At 62.2% G+C, this 15,956-nt stretch carries 11 protein-coding genes; 9 read left to right on the forward strand and 2 right to left on the reverse strand.

What is annotated here, in order from left to right; genetic code table 11:
* Positions 1-70 precede the first annotated feature (70 nt).
* From PU634_RS01595 to PU634_RS01615, 5 genes are all read left to right on the forward strand, one after another.
* Positions 71-1,975 carry a methyl-accepting chemotaxis protein gene (locus PU634_RS01595; RefSeq protein ID WP_306762335.1) on the forward strand — a complete coding sequence of 635 codons (1,905 nt, stop codon included), beginning with the start codon at positions 71-73 and terminating at the stop codon, positions 1,973-1,975.
* A 197-nt stretch (positions 1,976-2,172) separates the two neighbouring features.
* Entirely contained in the window at positions 2,173-4,413 is a 2,241-nt protein-coding gene (locus PU634_RS01600) for a patatin-like phospholipase family protein (protein ID WP_306762336.1), read from the forward strand.
* 214 nt (positions 4,414-4,627) lie between these two features.
* Entirely contained in the window at positions 4,628-7,225 is a 2,598-nt protein-coding gene (gene acnB / locus PU634_RS01605; protein WP_306762337.1) for a bifunctional aconitate hydratase 2/2-methylisocitrate dehydratase, read from the forward strand.
* A gap of 230 nt (positions 7,226-7,455) precedes the next feature.
* Positions 7,456-9,660: a TonB-dependent receptor gene (locus PU634_RS01610; protein ID WP_306762338.1), complete on the forward strand. Its 2,205-nt coding sequence runs from the start codon at positions 7,456-7,458 to the stop codon at positions 9,658-9,660.
* A 105-nt stretch (positions 9,661-9,765) separates the two neighbouring features.
* Positions 9,766-10,446, forward strand: coding sequence for a Fe2+-dependent dioxygenase (locus PU634_RS01615; RefSeq protein ID WP_306762339.1), 681 nt, complete (start codon positions 9,766-9,768; stop codon positions 10,444-10,446).
* Positions 10,447-10,551: 105 nt separating this feature from the next.
* Here the strand turns inward: PU634_RS01615 and PU634_RS01620 are convergent, their stop codons facing one another.
* Positions 10,552-11,955, reverse strand: a complete 1,404-nt coding sequence (locus PU634_RS01620) for a nucleobase:cation symporter-2 family protein (protein ID WP_306762340.1) — start codon at positions 11,953-11,955, stop codon at positions 10,552-10,554.
* Positions 11,956-12,232: 277 nt separating this feature from the next.
* On the opposite strand from PU634_RS01620, the gene PU634_RS01625 reads away from it, so the two are divergent.
* Complete coding sequence (locus PU634_RS01625) at positions 12,233-13,261, forward strand: sterol desaturase family protein (protein WP_306762341.1); 1,029 nt, start codon at positions 12,233-12,235, stop codon at positions 13,259-13,261.
* A gap of 24 nt (positions 13,262-13,285) precedes the next feature.
* A complete protein-coding gene (locus PU634_RS01630) occupies positions 13,286-13,645 on the forward strand; it encodes a YacL family protein (protein WP_306762342.1) in 360 nt (119 codons plus the stop codon).
* Positions 13,646-13,731: 86 nt separating this feature from the next.
* Here the strand turns inward: PU634_RS01630 and arfB are convergent, their stop codons facing one another.
* Positions 13,732-14,148: an alternative ribosome rescue aminoacyl-tRNA hydrolase ArfB gene (gene arfB / locus PU634_RS01635; RefSeq protein WP_306762343.1), complete on the reverse strand. Its 417-nt coding sequence runs from the start codon at positions 14,146-14,148 to the stop codon at positions 13,732-13,734.
* A 176-nt stretch (positions 14,149-14,324) separates the two neighbouring features.
* On the opposite strand from arfB, the gene PU634_RS01640 reads away from it, so the two are divergent.
* Both PU634_RS01640 and PU634_RS01645 read left to right on the forward strand, forming a co-directional pair.
* Positions 14,325-14,663 (forward strand): P-II family nitrogen regulator, encoded by a 339-nt coding sequence (locus PU634_RS01640; RefSeq protein WP_306762344.1) that lies wholly within the window; start codon positions 14,325-14,327, stop codon positions 14,661-14,663.
* Positions 14,664-14,676: 13 nt separating this feature from the next.
* Positions 14,677-15,903 carry an ammonium transporter AmtB gene (locus PU634_RS01645; RefSeq protein ID WP_306762345.1) on the forward strand — a complete coding sequence of 409 codons (1,227 nt, stop codon included), beginning with the start codon at positions 14,677-14,679 and terminating at the stop codon, positions 15,901-15,903.
* Positions 15,904-15,956: the final 53 nt, after the last annotated feature.

Consider the following 15,956-nt stretch of genomic DNA (forward strand, 5'->3'; position numbering starts at 1 on the left):
TTGAATAAAATGCGCGCGCCCTTGTCCGTTAGCCGATATGTTAAAAAGCCCGCTCAGGGGCACACATTTAATGTTTTATCGTGACGTAAGGGACTACGACATGCGCTTTCACCCCGGCAATCTGAGTGTCAGGTTCAAGCTGATCCTGGGCTTTGTGATGATGTTGCTGACTACCCTGGCCATCGCCGCCATCAGTGGCTTTTCTCTCAACCAGGTGCTTGGCAGCGCCGACCGGCAGGAGCGGGCGGCGAGCATCGATCTGTTGTTCGGCAAGGCGCGTCAGCTGGAGAAGGATTACCTGCTGCAGCACGACAGCGCGCTGCTGACCCAGGCCAATACCACCGTGGCTCAGGCCCGCGAGCTGGCCGGCCGGCTGCGGCCGGAGCTGCACGATGCCGCCGATCTGGCTCGCCTCGAGCGGCTGCAGGACAGTGCCGAGGCCTATCAGCGGGAGCTGGAACAACTGGCGGCGCTGGGGCAGCAAAGCACCGATTTGCTGTTCAGCCTCAACCAGCTGGGCTTTGCCGCCCAGCAGCGGGCCGAGTACCTGAGTGGCGGCGAGCCGGCCTACATGAGCTGGCTGGTGCGGCTGACCGGCATACGTCTGATCCAGCGTGAATACGCCATCAGCGGTGATGCATCCCAGGCCGAGTTGCTGGCGGGCCGGCTGAAGGGGCTGATGCTGACCCTGGAGAGCCGTCTCCGGCTGGGGGAGGACGCGGACGTGCGCGAGTTTTACCAGCTGCTGCAACGTTTTGACCAGCAGCAGCAGGAATACGTCGCCCTGACCCGGGCACTGGCAGATCTGGAAGCCCGCATCGACGAGCTGGCCAGCACCATTGCCGACAGCAGCGCTGCCCTGGTGGCCAGCCAGAAGCAGAACATGGAAGCCGTCAGCCAGTGGTCGGGCAGCCTGATCCTGCTGGTGACCGTTGCCGCGCTGGTGATGGGCGCCCTGTTTGCCTGGCTGATCACGCAAGGCATCGTCAACCCGCTCAAGGTGCTGATGGCCCAGGCGGATCGCATTGCCGGCGGCGATCTCACCCAGGATGTGTCTCATGAGCGCAAGGATGAGCTGGGCCGGCTGATGGACAGCATGCAGACCATGACCCGGAACCTGCGTGCCCTGGTGGGGGAGCTCAACAACAACAGCGGTCATATCGCCAGCTCCGCCCAGACCCTGTCGGCCATGTCGGAGCAGGGCCGGCACGACACCAACCAGCAGCGGCTGGAGCTGGAGCAGGTGTCCACCGCCATGAATGAAATGGCCGCCACCGTGCAGGAGGTGGCACGCCATGCCGAAGCCGCCTTTGGTGCGGCCCAGGCCGCCGACACCGACGCCGGTGCCGGTAACACACGAGTTACCCAGACCACGGAGCGCATCACCTCCCTGGCGGAAGAGGTGCGCCGTTCACTGGCGGTGATCCAGCAACTGGAAAGCGAGAGCCTCAACATTGGCGGTATCCTCGATGTGATCAAGGGTGTGGCGGAGCAGACCAACCTGCTGGCGCTCAATGCTGCCATCGAGGCGGCCCGGGCCGGCGAGCACGGCCGCGGTTTTGCGGTGGTGGCCGACGAGGTACGGGCACTGGCGAGCCGCACCCAGCAGGCCACCTCCCAGATTGAGGCCATGATCCAGGGGCTGCAGGGCAAGGCCCGGGAGTCGGTGACCCTGATGGATCACAGCGCCGCCATGGCCGAGGATACCGTGGCCACCGCCTTTGAGACCGGCAACGCCATTCAGGCCATGGCCCGGGCGGTGTCGCATATTCAGCAGATGAACAGCCAGATCGCCACCGCCGCCGAGCAGCAGAGCTCGGTCGCGGAAGAGATCAACCGCTCGGTGTTCAGCATTCGTGAGCTGGCGGAGCATTCCGCCGCCGCCAGCGACGAGGCCGCCGGCAACAGCGCCCGGCTCGCCGGCCTTGGCAACGAGCTGCAACAACTGGTAGGGCGGTTTCGGCTGCCGGCATAAGATTGTGAGGGGTGAGGGGTGAGGGGTGAGGGGTGAGGGGGCCCGCATGTTTTTTGGCGCGCGGGTGGCTCGCCCGCATATTGGCGCGAAGCGGCAAACCACCTGTCTGCCCCTGTCTTCCCCCGTACGCTCGGCTCTCCCCATTTTCAGCCCGCCGGCATACAATGCGAACATGATTTGTGCGGTTGTGAATTGCCATGCGCCTCCTTGCTTTGCTGTTAACCCTGTTGTTGTCGTGGCCGGTGCTGGCCGAGCGTCCGCGTGTGGCGCTGGTGCTGAGCGGGGGCGGGGCCAAGGGCGCCGCCCACGTGGGGGTGATCCGCGTACTGGAACAGCAGCGCATTCCGGTGGACATTGTCACCGGCACCAGCATGGGCGCCTATGTGGCGGGCATGTACGCCCTGGGGCTCGATGCCGGCGAGCTGGAGCGCCAGCTGCTGGCCCTGGACTGGAACCAGGGCTATCAGGACAAGGTGGGCCGGGATGAGCTGTCGCTGCGGCGCAAGCGCCAGAACGACGAGTTTCTGCTGCGTACCGACATCGGCATTGACGAGCAGTGGCGGCTCAGCCTGCCCGGTGGCTTTTTTCAGGGCCAGGCCCTGGGCGCCCTGCTTCGGCGCAGCACCCTGACCATTCCCCGCCTGAAAAACTTCGATCACCTGCCCATTCCCTACCGGGCGGTGGCCACCGACATGGAAACCATGACCCCGGTGGTGCTGAGCCGGGGCCACCTGGCCACCGCCATGCAGGCCTCCATGTCGGTGCCGGGCGTGCTGCAGCCGGTGACACTGAACGGCAAGCTGCTGGCGGACGGTGGCGTGGTCAACAACCTGCCGGTGGACGTGGCCAGAGAGCTGGGCGCCGGGGTGGTGATCGCGGTGGACATCGGCGATGCCATGCTGCCGAGGGAGCAGCTCGACAGCGCCCTGGCCATGATCACCCAGCTGACCAACTACCTCACCCGGGCCGGCACCGAGCGGCAGAAGGCGCTGCTGGCCGATGACGACGTGCTGCTCACCCCCAATATTGCCGGCATCGGCGTGGGCGACTTTAACCGCATGCCCGAGGCCATTGCCCGCGGTGAAGCGGCGGCCACGCAAATGTTGCCCCAATTACAGCGGCTGGCCCTGAGCGAGCGGGACTATGCCGATTACCGCAACCGCAAGCTGGACCGGCGCGCCCGGCTGCAGCGCAGCGATGCGGTGTTTCTCGACCGGGTGGAAGTGGAAGGCAATACCAGCCTGAGTGAGGCGGTGATCCGCGATGCACTCGGGCTCAATCCGGGTCAGTTTCACCACACCGAGGAGCTGGAACGGGGCGTGCGCCGGCTCTATGCCCTGGACGCCTTTGAGCAGGTCAGCTACCGCATCGAGGAGCGGGACGATGAGCAGGTGCTCACGGTGCACACCCGGGAAAAAGGCTGGGGCCCGGGCTTTGTGGATCTCAAGTTTGCCCTGGAAGACGACTTCTCCAGCCGCACCAGTTACGAGATTGGCGCCCAGTTTCGCCGCACCCACATCAATATGCTGGGAGGCGAGTGGCTGGCGGAGGTGACCCTGGGCAGCAACAAGCTGCTGGCCAGCGAGTTCTACACGCCGCTGGATACCGACTACGACTTTTTCTGGAAGGCCCGGGGCGAATATGAAAAGCGCCGGCGCACCTTCTTTGTTGAACCGGGGGAAGACAGCTATCGGCAGTTTGGCCGGCTCACCACCCTCGACTTTGACTATGCCACCTGGCGAGCCCTGAGCGAGCTGGGCTACAACCTCAATCCCTGGAGCGAGCTGGCCCTGGGTGTGCAGGGGCTCACCGGCAGCATAGAGGCGCGCAATCTGGACGGCAGCCTGGATGTGGCCTCGGTGGGGCCTTATCTGCGCTTTACCCACGACACCCTGGACAATGTGTTTTTCCCCACCCGCGGCGAGGCGGCAGAGCTGACCCTGGGCTATTACCGCAACCGGCTGGACGGCCAGGGCAGCAATGAAAACGTGGCCGGGCTCGACTACGAGCTGGACTGGCTCAGGCCCTGGAACGCCGGCCGCCACACCCTGGTGGGTAAGCTGGTGCTGGGTGGCTCCACCGCCGAGCAGCCGCTGCCGGTGTTTGCCCGCAGCCTGGGCGGCCTGTTCAATCTGTCCGGCTACCAGAGCGAGCAGCTCAGCGGCCGCTACAGCGGCCTGGCCGGAGTGTTGTATCACTACCGCTGGTTTGACAACGACTTTGGCGCCTTTCGCTCACCCGTGTATCTGGGGGGCTCGCTGGAGCGGGGCGGGGTGTGGAACTCGGGGGCCGAGGTGGGCTGGGAGGAATCGCTGACCGCCGGCAGCATTTTCGTTGGCGTGGACACCAACTGGGGGCCGCTCTATCTGGCCTTTGGTCAGGCAGAGGGGGATAAAAGCAGCGTTTACCTCTATTTCGGCAATCTGTTCAGCTTCTGATGTTAATGGCTTGTTGACCGTCAAATTGGGGGCATATGCACGGAAAACCCATTCAAAACATGGCGTTAGTCAAATATTCGACCAAAGGACAGACGGGCCGGATTTTAATTCAGGGTTAAAACTAATATACTTTCGCGGCGTTCTTACGGACGCCCTGGCCCCCTACAAGGACATTTACGCCCACGGTGGCGAATGATAATAAGAGGATACAGTCGTGCTTGAAGCCTATCGTAAACACGTCGAAGAACGTGCCGCAGAGGGAGTGGTTGCCAAGCCACTCGATGCAGAGCAAGTTGCCGCCCTGGTTGAATTACTCAAAAACCCGCCCGCTGGCGAAGAAGCCTTCCTTTACGAACTCCTTTCTACCCGCATTCCCCCTGGTGTTGACGAAGCCGCCTATGTAAAGGCCGGTTTTCTCGCCGCCGTGGCCAAGGGTGAGGTGAGCTCGCCGGTGGTGTCTGCCGAGCAGGCCACCGAGCTGCTGGGTACCATGCAGGGTGGCTACAACATCGCTCCGCTGATCGAGCTGCTCGACAACAGCGCCCTGGCACCCATCGCCGCCAAGGCCCTGAGCCACACCCTGCTGATGTTCGACGCCTTTCACGACGTGGCCGAAAAGGCGCAGGCCGGCAATGAATTTGCCAAACAGGTGATGCAGTCCTGGGCCGACGCCGAATGGTTCCTCGAGCGTCCCAAACTGGCCGAGAAAATCACCCTGACCGTATTCAAGGTGCCGGGCGAAACCAACACCGACGACCTGTCCCCGGCCCAGGATGCCTGGTCCCGTCCCGACATTCCGCTGCACGCCCAGGCCATGCTGAAGAACGCCCGTCCCGGCATTGAGCCCGACGAAGACGGCGTCATCGGTCCGATCAAGGCCATTGAAGCCCTGAAGGAAAAAGGCTTCCCGCTGGCCTACGTGGGCGATGTGGTTGGCACCGGCTCCAGCCGTAAATCCGCCACCAACTCCGTGCTCTGGCACATGGGCGACGACATTCCGTTCGTGCCCAACAAGCGCGCCGGCGGCATCTGCATCGGCGGCAAGATCGCCCCCATCTTCTTCAACACCATGGAAGATGCCGGCGCCCTGCCCATCGAGTGCGACGTGACCAAACTGAACACCGGCGACGTGATCGACATCTACCCCTATGAGGGCAAGATTTGCCGTCACGGCAGCGACGAGGTGCTGAGCACCTTCAAACTGAAGACCGATGTGCTGCTCGACGAAGTGCGCGCCGGCGGCCGTATTCCGCTGATCATCGGTCGCGGCCTGACCGACAAGGCCCGCGCCGAGCTGGGCCTGGCGCCCTCCGAGGTGTTCAAGCGTCCGGCCCCGGTGGCCGACTCCGGCAAGGGCTTTACCCTGGCCCAGAAGATGGTGGGCAAGGCCTGCGGCGTGGCGGGCGTGCGCCCCGGCCAGTATTGCGAGCCCAAGATGACCACCGTCGGCTCTCAGGACACCACTGGCCCCATGACCCGGGACGAGCTGAAGGATCTGGCCTGCCTGGGCTTCTCCGCCGATCTGACCATGCAGTCGTTCTGCCACACCGCCGCCTATCCCAAGCCGGTGGACGTGACCACTCACCACACTCTGCCCGACTTCATCATGAACCGCGGCGGTGTGTCCCTGCGCCCGGGCGACGGCGTGATCCACTCCTGGCTGAACCGCATGCTGCTGCCCGACACAGTCGGCACCGGCGGTGACTCCCACACCCGTTTCCCCATCGGCATTTCCTTCCCGGCGGGCTCCGGCCTGGTGGCCTTTGCCGCTGCCACCGGCGTGATGCCGCTGGACATGCCGGAATCCGTGCTGGTGCGTTTCAAGGGCGAAATGCAGCCCGGCATCACCCTGCGGGATCTGGTGCACGCCATTCCCTACTACGGCATCAAGCACGGCCTGCTGACCGTGGCCAAGGAAGGCAAGATCAACGAATTCTCCGGCCGGGTGCTGGAAATTGAAGGTCTGCCCCAGCTTAAGGTGGAGCAGGCGTTTGAGCTGGCCGATGCCACCGCCGAGCGCTCCGCCGCCGGTTGTACCATCAAGCTGGACAAAGAGCCGATCATCGAATACCTCAACTCCAACATTGTGATGCTGAAGTGGATGATCGCCGAAGGCTATGGCGACAAGCGCACCCTGGAGCGCCGCATCAAGGGCATGGAAGAGTGGCTGGCCAACCCCGAGCTGCTGGAAGCCGACGCCGACGCCGAATACGCCCACGTGCTGGAAATCGACATGAGCGAGATCAAGGAGCCCATTCTGTGTGCTCCGAACGATCCCGACGACGCCCGCCTGCTGTCCGAGGTGACCGGCGAGAGCATCGACGAGGTGTTTATCGGCTCCTGCATGACCAACATCGGTCACTTCCGTGCCGCCGGCAAGCTGCTCGACAAGTACAAGGGTCAGCTGCCCACCCGGCTGTGGGTGGCGCCGCCCACCAAGATGGACAAGGATCAGCTCACCGCCGAGGGTTACTACGGCATCTTCGGCCGGGTCGGTGCCCGCATCGAGATTCCGGGCTGCTCCCTGTGCATGGGTAACCAGGCACGGGTAGGGGACAACACTACCGTGGTGTCCACCTCCACCCGTAACTTCCCCAACCGTCTGGGCAAGGGTGCCAACGTGTATCTGGCGTCGGCCGAGCTGGCCGCCGTGGCCGCCATTCACGGCAAGCTGCCCACCGTGGCCGAGTACCTGGAATACGCCCAGGAGCTGAACGCCACCGCCGCCGACACCTATCGTTACCTGAACTTCGACGAGCTGGACAGCTACGTGCAGAAGGCCGAGACCGTGATCTTTCAGCAGGCCATCTGAGCCGCCGATACCCTAACAACATGAATGCAAAAGCCAGCCTCGTGCTGGCTTTTTTATTGGCCATTTGCCTGCCCGCCGTTTTCCCTCTTTTGCATCTTTTCCTCAGGTCCTCAGGCAAGCGAATAGTGCACCGCAAAGCCTTGATCTAAATCAAATAATAAATGAGAATGAGTCGCTTTTGTTTTTAGTGCTTATTCCATATAAAAATACATACTCACAAGGAGTTGTCAGTGCGCCCCTTTATTCGCTCAACCGCACTTCCCCCCAGAACCCTGATCGGCTCGGCCGTGAGCCTGGCGGTGGCCAGTCTGGCGGTGCCGGCCCAGGCCCAGGAAGCGGTAACCCGCTTCGACACCGTTACCGTCAAGGATGTACGCGAGCCGGCGTACAAAACCGAAGCGTCCGCCTCTGCAAAATATGTAAAGCCCCTGCTGGACACGCCCCAGACGGTGACCGTGGTGCCGAAAGAGGTAATGGAAGAGCAGCAGGCCCTGAGCCTGCGCCAGGTGCTGTCGAACGTGTCCGGCATTACCTTTGATGCCGGCGAGGGCGGCGGCGGTTCCGGCGACAAGATCAATATTCGCGGCTTCAGCGCCAATGCCAACATGCAGATCGACGGCCTGCGCGACAGCAGCCAGAACAACCGCACCGACACCTTCAATATCGAGCAGGTGGAAGTGCTGAAGGGGCCCAATTCGGTGTTTGGCGGTGCCGGCACCACCGGTGGTGCCATCAATCAGATAAGCAAGACCCCCAAACAGCGCGACTTCGCCGAAATCGGCGCCAGCCTGGGCACCGACCACTACCGCCGCATCACCCTGGACGCCAACACCACCCTGGACGATGTGGGTGTCAACAGTGCCGCCCGCATCAACCTGATGGCCCACGAAAACCAGGTGCCCGGCCGCAACAACATCGACCGGGAGCGCTTCGGCATAGCGCCGTCGGTGACCATAGGGCTGAGCGAACAGACGCGGGCTACCCTGAGCTACTTTCACCAGCAGGACGACAACCTGCCCGACTACGGCCTGCCGGCCCGGGACGGCCGAGTGCTGCCCGGGGTGGATCGGGAGAGCTACTACGGCTGGCGCAACCTGGACGAGGAAAAGATTCAGGCCGATGCCGTGACCCTCAAGCTTGAGCACGCGCTGAACGACACCGCCCGCATCGAAAACCAGACCCGTTACAGCCGGGTGGACAGAGACACGACAGTGTCTGCTTCTCATGTGGATCTGACCGGGGTGCCGGATGGGCGGTACCAATCGGCGGGGCCGCAGGGGTTTCGCCGGGAGGCGCAAAACGAGCTGTGGATCAACCAGACCGGCCTGAGCCTTGAATTCGACACCGGCGGCCTGCGGCATGACATGCTGCTGGGGGGCGAGATTGCTCATGAAACCTATGACCTGACCTCGTCCAACTACAATCTGGGCAAGGGCAGCAGCGCCTATCCCGCCGACGGCTTTGATCTCTACAACCCGCCCGGTTACTGGGATGGCCCCGTGACTTATACGCCGTTACCCAACCGCAGCACCGACGCCGAGCTGAACACCCGCGCGCTTTATGTGTTCGATACCATCACTCTTGCCCCGCAGTGGGATCTGAGTCTGGGCCTGCGCCACGACTGGATCTCCGGTGAGCGCACTGCCAGAGACAGCGGCAACACCACCACGACCAGCGATCAGGCGTTCAGCGGCCGTGCCGGCATCGTCTACAAACCCGCCGACAACGGCCGGATTTACCTGGCCTACGGCACTTCCTTTAACCCGGCGGCGGAAGCGCTGGCCACCTCGGGCAGCGTATCGGGTGAAGATCTCAGGCCCGAGAAAAACGAAACCTGGGAGCTGGGCACCAAGTGGGAGCTGATGCATGGCCGTCTGGGGCTGGACGGCGCCCTGTTCCGGGTCGACAAGACCAACGCCCGGGAAACCAATGCGCTGGATGAACTGGTGCTGGCCGGCGAGCAACGGGTGCAGGGCCTGGAGCTGGGCCTGACCGGGGTAGTGACCGAGCAGTGGAAGGTATTTGCCAACTACACCCTGCTCGACAGCGAAACCCTGACGTCCGTGGCCGTGCCGCAAGCCGGTGGCCGCGATCCCGAAGGGCAGCCGCTGGGCAATACCCCGCGCAACAGCGCCAACCTGTGGACCACCTACGAAATCCTGCCGGGGGTGGAGCTGGGTTATGGCGCCCGCTATGTGGGCTCGCGCCATGTGGCGTCCGATGTGGAGGCCAAGATCGACAGCTACTGGGTGCACAACGCCATGGCGTCCTATCAGGTGACCGACGCCTTCAGCCTGCAGCTGAACGTTAATAACCTGTTTGACGAAGAGTATGTGGAACGGGTGCGGGGCCGTCCCGGCACCGATGCCCGCAGCTCCGCCGTTGAGCTGGGCGACGGCCGCTCCGCCGTGCTGTCCGCCAACTACCGGTTCTGATTTAATGGAGCGCGGGCCTGCCGTCTGCGCTCCAAGGATCCTGACATTTACACAAAAGCCCCTGGTCGGGGCTTTATTCATTATCACGAAAAAGAGAATTTCATCATGATGCTGCATATTCCCGGCGTACTCGGCGCCGAGCAGGTGGCCGAGTGCCGCGAGCGGCTGCTGGCCGCCGACTGGATTGACGGCAATGCCACCGCCGGCTTTCAGTCGGCCCGGGCCAAGAACAACCTGCAACTGCCCGAAAACAGCGAAACCGCCGATATTATCGGCAAGATGATCACCGAGGCGCTGTCCCGCCATCCGTTGTTTGTGGCGGCGGCGCTGCCGGAGAAAATCTTTCCGCCGCTGTTCAACTGCTACCAGGGCGGTCAGTCATTCGGCATTCACGTGGACAATGCCATTCGCATGCACCCGGCCACGGGCGAGCGCATTCGCACCGATCTCTCCGCCACCCTGTTTTTCTGTGAGCCCGATGAATACGATGGCGGCGAGCTGGTGGTGGAAGACACCTATGGTGCCCACAGCGTCAAGCTGCCCGCCGGCGACCTGATCCTGTATCCGTCCTCCAGCCTGCACAAGGTGCTGCCGGTGACGCGGGGCGCGCGTATCTGTTCCTTTTTCTGGATTCAGAGCATGGTACGGGACGACGGCCAGCGCAGCCTGCTGTTTGATCTGGACACCGGCATTCAGAGCCTCAACCAGCAACTGGGAGCCGGCAGCGAGGCCAGCATTCAGCTTACCGGGGTGTATCACAACCTGCTGCGGCGCTGGGCGCTGTGATCTTTCTCGGGGATTGGGGACTGGGGATTCGGGACTGGTAAAAAGAAAAAGGGACCGGACACCGGCGTTTGCCAGTCCCCGGTCCCTATTCCCCATTCCCTGGTTTTACGCCTGCTGCGCTTCGGCGTCAGCGGCGGCTTCGTCTGCCTCGGACTTGTTCATCGGCATGATGATGTTCATCACAATGGCAGTGATACCGCCGGCGGAAATACCGGAGGCAAACACGTTCTTGATGATGTCGGGCATGAACTGCAGAATGTCCGGCTTCTGGGAGATGCCCAGGCCCATGCCAAAGGAGATGGCGATAATGAACAGGGCGCGGCGATCCAGCTTTTCCCGGGACAGAATGCGCACCCCGGCGGCGGCGATGGAGCCGAACATCACCAGGGTAGCGCCACCCAGCACCGGCTCGGGAATGCGTTGCACCAGGGTGCTGATGGCCGGGAACAGGCCCATGATCACCAGAATGCCGGCCACGAAGAAGCCCACGTGGCGGCTGGCCACGCCGGTCATCTGAATGACGCCGTTGTTCTGGCTGAAGGTGGACACCGGGAAGGTGTTGAAGATGGACGCCAGCGAGGAGTTCACGCCGTCACCCAGCACGCAGCCCTTGAGGCGCTTCATGTATACCGGACCGGATACCGGCTCGCCGGACACTTCCGAGGTGGCGGTGGTGTCACCAATGGCTTCCAGTGAGGTGATCACATACACCAGCACCAGCGGAATGAACAGGGAGGCATCAAAGCCCAGACCATACTGCATGGGAATGGGCAGGGCCACCGCCGGCAGGCTCTCGGACAGCGGCGCCAGTTTGCCCATCTGCCAGGCCAGCAGGGTGCCGGCGACCATGGCCACCAGAATGGAGGACAGGCGCACATAAGGGTTACGGCTGCGGTTCATCAGAATGATGATGCCCAGCACGGTACCGGCCAGGGCCAGGTTGTCCAGGGAGCCGAACTCACCGGCGGCCATGGCGCTGAAGCCGCCGCCGATGGAGGTGAGCCCCAGCTGGATCAGGGTCAGGCCGATCAGGGTGACGATAATGCCGCTCACCAGAGGCGAGATGATGCGCCGGGCCAGGTGCAGAAAGCGGGAGATGATCATCTCGGTGGGGGCGGCCAGCAGGGCGGTGCCGAAAATGGCCGCCAGCATGGCCTCGGTGGTGACGCCGCCGTCCTTCATGGCCAGGCCGCTGGCGATGATGGGACCGAGAAAGTTAAAGCTGGTGCCCTGAATGGACAGCAGGCCGGTGCCCACGGGACCGAATCGTTTCATCTGAATAAAGGAAGCCACACCGGTAATAAACAGCGACATGCTGATGATGTGTGCGGTGTCGGCGGCGGGAATGCCCAAGGTCTGGCAGATGATCAGCGGCGGGGTGATCACCGCCACAAACAGCGCCAGCAGGTGCTGAATGGCGGCGAACAGGGATTGCATAAAGGGCGGCTTGTCGTGAAGCCGGTACACCAGATCGCTCTGGTGCGAAGATTGCTGCGTGTGGTTAGACATATTCTTTCCGGTGTGTGTTGCTACGGGTGTTGTCGTTGTTATGGTTATGCTGGGCGAGCCGGCGCGAAACCGGGCTGCCGAAGGGCGCATAGGATACTGGATATGGGGCTGAACGACCAGTAATTGGATGCAATAATGGTGTAAAATGTGTTCATTTTGTGTTTAAAAAATCTTCACCTGACCGAAAAATCAATCCATCAAGACAAAATGGAACTGAGACTGACTTTCTTTTAGAATTGCATCACTTTTGATGTTTGCACGGAATCGTCACGCCTCCATGGAACCTTCTTCGGCACTGACCGATGTTCTTTACAGTCAGCTCTGGCTGCCACTCTGGCACCGTTTTGCCGGTTTGTTCGATCTGAACGGTCGCCTGGGAGTGGCGTTTCTGGCCATCTCCCTGGCGGTGGCCTATGTGCTGTACCGCCGGCAGAACGATGGCCGCTACCGCCACTTCGGGCATTTTCTGGGCGGGCGGCGCGTGTGGCTGCACCGCTCCGCCATTATCGACTACCAGTACTACTTTCTGCGGGTGCTGCTGCATGCGGCCCTGGTGGTGCCGGTGCTGGCCTGGCTGGATCCTTATCTGCTGCGCTCGGGGGATGTCACCGCCCGGCTCACCGAATGGTGGGGGGAGCGTCCCTGGCAGGGGGAGAGCACCGGCCTGATGCTGGCCTATGGTCTGGGCGCCTTTCTGGTGTCGGACTTTGTACACTACTGGGTGCACCGGGCCTTTCATGGCCGCTGGCTGTGGGAGTTTCACAAGGTGCATCACTCCGCTACCGTGATGGTACCGCCCACCGCCAGCCGCATTCACATTGTGGAGAAATTTATCGAGAAGCTGTGCAAGGGCACGGCGCTGGCGCTGTTCGCCGGGGTATTTTTCTATTTCAGCGGCGGCAAGGTGAGCAAGTTCACCCTGTTCGGGGTGAGTTACATGGTGCTGCTGTTCAATTCGCTGGCGGCCAACCTGCGTCACAGTCATGTGTGGCTGTCGTTCGGCCCGGTGATCGAGCATGTGATCAACAGCCCGGCCCAGCATCAGATCCACCACAGCAGGGACCCGAAGCATTTCAGCCTGAACTTCGGCACTAACCTGTCTGTCTGGGACTGGATGTTCGGCACCCTGTATGTGACCACCCCCACCCCCGAGCCGCTGGAATTCGGCGTGGGGGAGAAGGACAACCTGCGGTACCAGCGCATGAGCACCCTGATCCTGCGTCCCTTCTGGGTAACCGGCGGCAAGCTGTGGCGGGCCCTGGTCGGGCACCCCCTTGTGAGCCAGGTCGGGCGGCGGCTAGAATAGCGCCTTTTCGCCGGGAGTACGGCCATGGAATTTGATTTTCTGCGTGATCTGGACGGTCGCTGCCGGGCCCGCTGCGACATGGGGCATGAGGCCTTTGGCCAGTGGCTGACCGACGAGGTGGATGCCGCCGAGGCGGATGCCTTGCTGGCGGCCATTGCCGGGCTGGATGAGCGTGAGCGGGAAGAGTTCCGCAAGGAATACGCCGAGTTCACCCTGGCCCTGGGTGACGGCGAGGCCGAGCTTATCGGCCATGGCCTGGCCTTTGACAGTGGCGACCTGGAAGAGGGCATGAGCTATTACGACGATGCCCACTATGCCGGCTGCGGCCTGGACGATCTGGCCCGGCTGCTCACCCAGTGGCGGGAGTTTCTGACCGGCCGGTGAGGGGTGAGGAGTGAGGAGAGGGGTCTGACTCCAGGCTCAGTGTTTTTCTCCTCACGCCTCACCCTTTACGCCTCACAGGCGACAGCCTAGAACTTCACCTTCCCTCTTGTACTTTTGATCTTGCCCCTGTGGGTCTTGCTGTCGGTGCGTTTGGCCTTGGCCGCCTTGCTGGGTTTGGTGGGGCGGCGCACCTTGACCGGCTTGCCGGCCTGTTGCAGCAGGGCCACCAGCGCGGCTTTCGCCGCCTCCTTGTTCATCAGCTGACTACGTTCACTTTCCACCCTGATTAATATCCAGCCACTGGCCAGCACCCGGTGATCCCGCATGTTCGCCAGCGCTTCCTTGTACACCGCGGGCAGACTGGGGCTGCCCGCATAGTCAAAGCGCAGCTGCACCGCCGAGTCGGTCTTGTTGACGTGCTGGCCGCCCGGGCCGCCGGCCCGCATGGTGATGAACTCCAGCTCCTGCTCCGGAATGTGCACCCGGGCCGATACTTCCAGCATGATATTTTCCTTTGCACTCTTTTGGTGCTTGCCGCCTTTTCATTGCACCAGCATAACATTTTGCTCCTGTCCTCATCCATGCGCCTATTTGTAAGTTGCTGAATATATTGGAATAAAAAACTGGCACGAAGCTTGTAATAACAGGATGAAGCCAACTTGTAGCGCGAGGAGCCCCCATGAAAATGATTTGCGCCATTATCAAACCCTTCAAGCTCGACGATGTGCGTTCGGCCCTGGCCGGCATGGGTATCGACGGCATGACGGTGAGTGAAGTGAAAGGATTCGGCCGCCAGAAAGGCCACACCGAGCTGTATCGGGGTGCCGAATATCAGGTGGATTTTCTGCCCAAGATCAAGCTGGAAATCGCCGCCCAGAGTGAAGACGTGGAGCGGGTGATTGAAACCATTCTTGAGGCCGCCGGCACCGGCAAGATCGGCGACGGCAAAATCTTCGTGTACGACCTGCAGCAGGCGGTGCGCATTCGCACCGGCGAGCGGGATCTGGAAGCCATTTAAGGGAGACACTGTCATGGATGCAATAACCGAAGTGAAGTTTGCCCTCGACACCTTTTACTTTCTGATGTCGGGTGTGCTGGTGATGTGGATGGCCGCCGGTTTCGCCATGCTGGAAGCGGGCCTGGTACGGGCCAAGAACACCACCGAGATCCTCACCAAAAACGTGCTGCTGTTTGCCATTGCCTGCACCATGTATCTGCTGGTGGGCTATCACATCATGTATGTGGACAACGCCGAAGGCGGCTGGCTGCCGAGCCTGGGCGGCCTGATCGGCAGCCCCGCCGCCGACGCCGATCACGCCCTTGAGTCGGACTTCTTCTTTCAGGTGGTGTTTGTGGCCACCGCCATGTCGGTGGTATCCGGCGCCGTGGCCGAGCGCATGAAGCTGTGGGCCTTTCTCGCCTTTTCCGTGGTGATGACCGGCTTGATCTATCCGCTGGAAGGCTACTGGACCTGGGGCGGCGGTTTTCTCTCCGAGCTGGGTTTCACCGATTTTGCCGGCTCCGGTATTGTGCACATGACCGGTGCCGCCGCGGCCCTGGCCGGGGTGCTGCTGCTGGGTGCGCGCAAAGGCAAATACGGCAAGAACGGTGAGGTGCATCCCATTCCCGGCTCCAACATGCCGCTGGCCACTCTGGGTACCTTTATTCTGTGGATGGGCTGGTTCGGTTTTAACGGCGGCTCCCAGCTGCTGGTGTCCGATGTCGAAAATGCCACCGCCGTGGCCAAAATCTTCGTCAACACCAACGCCGCCGCCGCCACCGGCGCCATTGGTGCCCTGCTGGTCACCAAGCTGACCTGGGGCAAGGCGGATCTCACCATGATCCTCAACGGCGCCCTGGCCGGTCTGGTGGCCATTACCGCCGATCCGCTGTCGCCGAGCCATCTGTGGGCGGCCAGTATCGGCCTGCTGGCGGGCGTGCTGGTGGTGTATGCCATTGTGGGTCTGGACAGGCTGCGCATTGACGATCCCGTGGGCGCCATTTCGGTGCACGGCGTGTGCGGCATGCTGGGCCTGGTGCTGGTACCGGTGGCCAACGGCGACGCCACCTTCCTTGCTCAGCTCACCGGCATTCTGGTGATTGGCTGCTGGGTATTCGGTGCCAGCCTGCTGGTGTGGTATGCCCTCAAGAAAACCATGGGCATTCGTGTGGGTGAGGAAGAAGAGCTCTCCGGCATGGATCTGATCGACTGCGGGATCGATGCCTACCCCGAGTTCGTTACCCTGAAACCCCGTTAATGTATCCGTTTACGTCACGAGACCGCCGGGTCTTGTTTTTGAGGAGCCTCGGC

Origin of the sequence: Oceanimonas pelagia (assembly GCF_030849025.1) — a bacterium.
Classification (GTDB): domain Bacteria; phylum Pseudomonadota; class Gammaproteobacteria; order Enterobacterales; family Aeromonadaceae; genus Oceanimonas; species Oceanimonas pelagia.

Coding starts and splice junctions, on each gene's coding strand:
- PU634_RS01595 (WP_306762335.1), top strand. CDS start 71: ATGTTTTATCGTGACGTAAGGGACTACGACATGCGCTTTCACCCCGGC.
- PU634_RS01600 (WP_306762336.1), top strand. CDS start 2,173: ATGCGCCTCCTTGCTTTGCTGTTAACCCTGTTGTTGTCGTGGCCGGTG.
- PU634_RS01615 (WP_306762339.1), top strand. CDS start 9,766: ATGATGCTGCATATTCCCGGCGTACTCGGCGCCGAGCAGGTGGCCGAG.
- PU634_RS01620 (WP_306762340.1), bottom strand. CDS start 11,955: ATGTCTAACCACACGCAGCAATCTTCGCACCAGAGCGATCTGGTGTAC.
- PU634_RS01625 (WP_306762341.1), top strand. CDS start 12,233: ATGGAACCTTCTTCGGCACTGACCGATGTTCTTTACAGTCAGCTCTGG.
- PU634_RS01630 (WP_306762342.1), top strand. CDS start 13,286: ATGGAATTTGATTTTCTGCGTGATCTGGACGGTCGCTGCCGGGCCCGC.
- arfB (WP_306762343.1), bottom strand. CDS start 14,148: ATGCTGGAAGTATCGGCCCGGGTGCACATTCCGGAGCAGGAGCTGGAG.
- PU634_RS01640 (WP_306762344.1), top strand. CDS start 14,325: ATGAAAATGATTTGCGCCATTATCAAACCCTTCAAGCTCGACGATGTG.
- PU634_RS01645 (WP_306762345.1), top strand. CDS start 14,677: ATGGATGCAATAACCGAAGTGAAGTTTGCCCTCGACACCTTTTACTTT.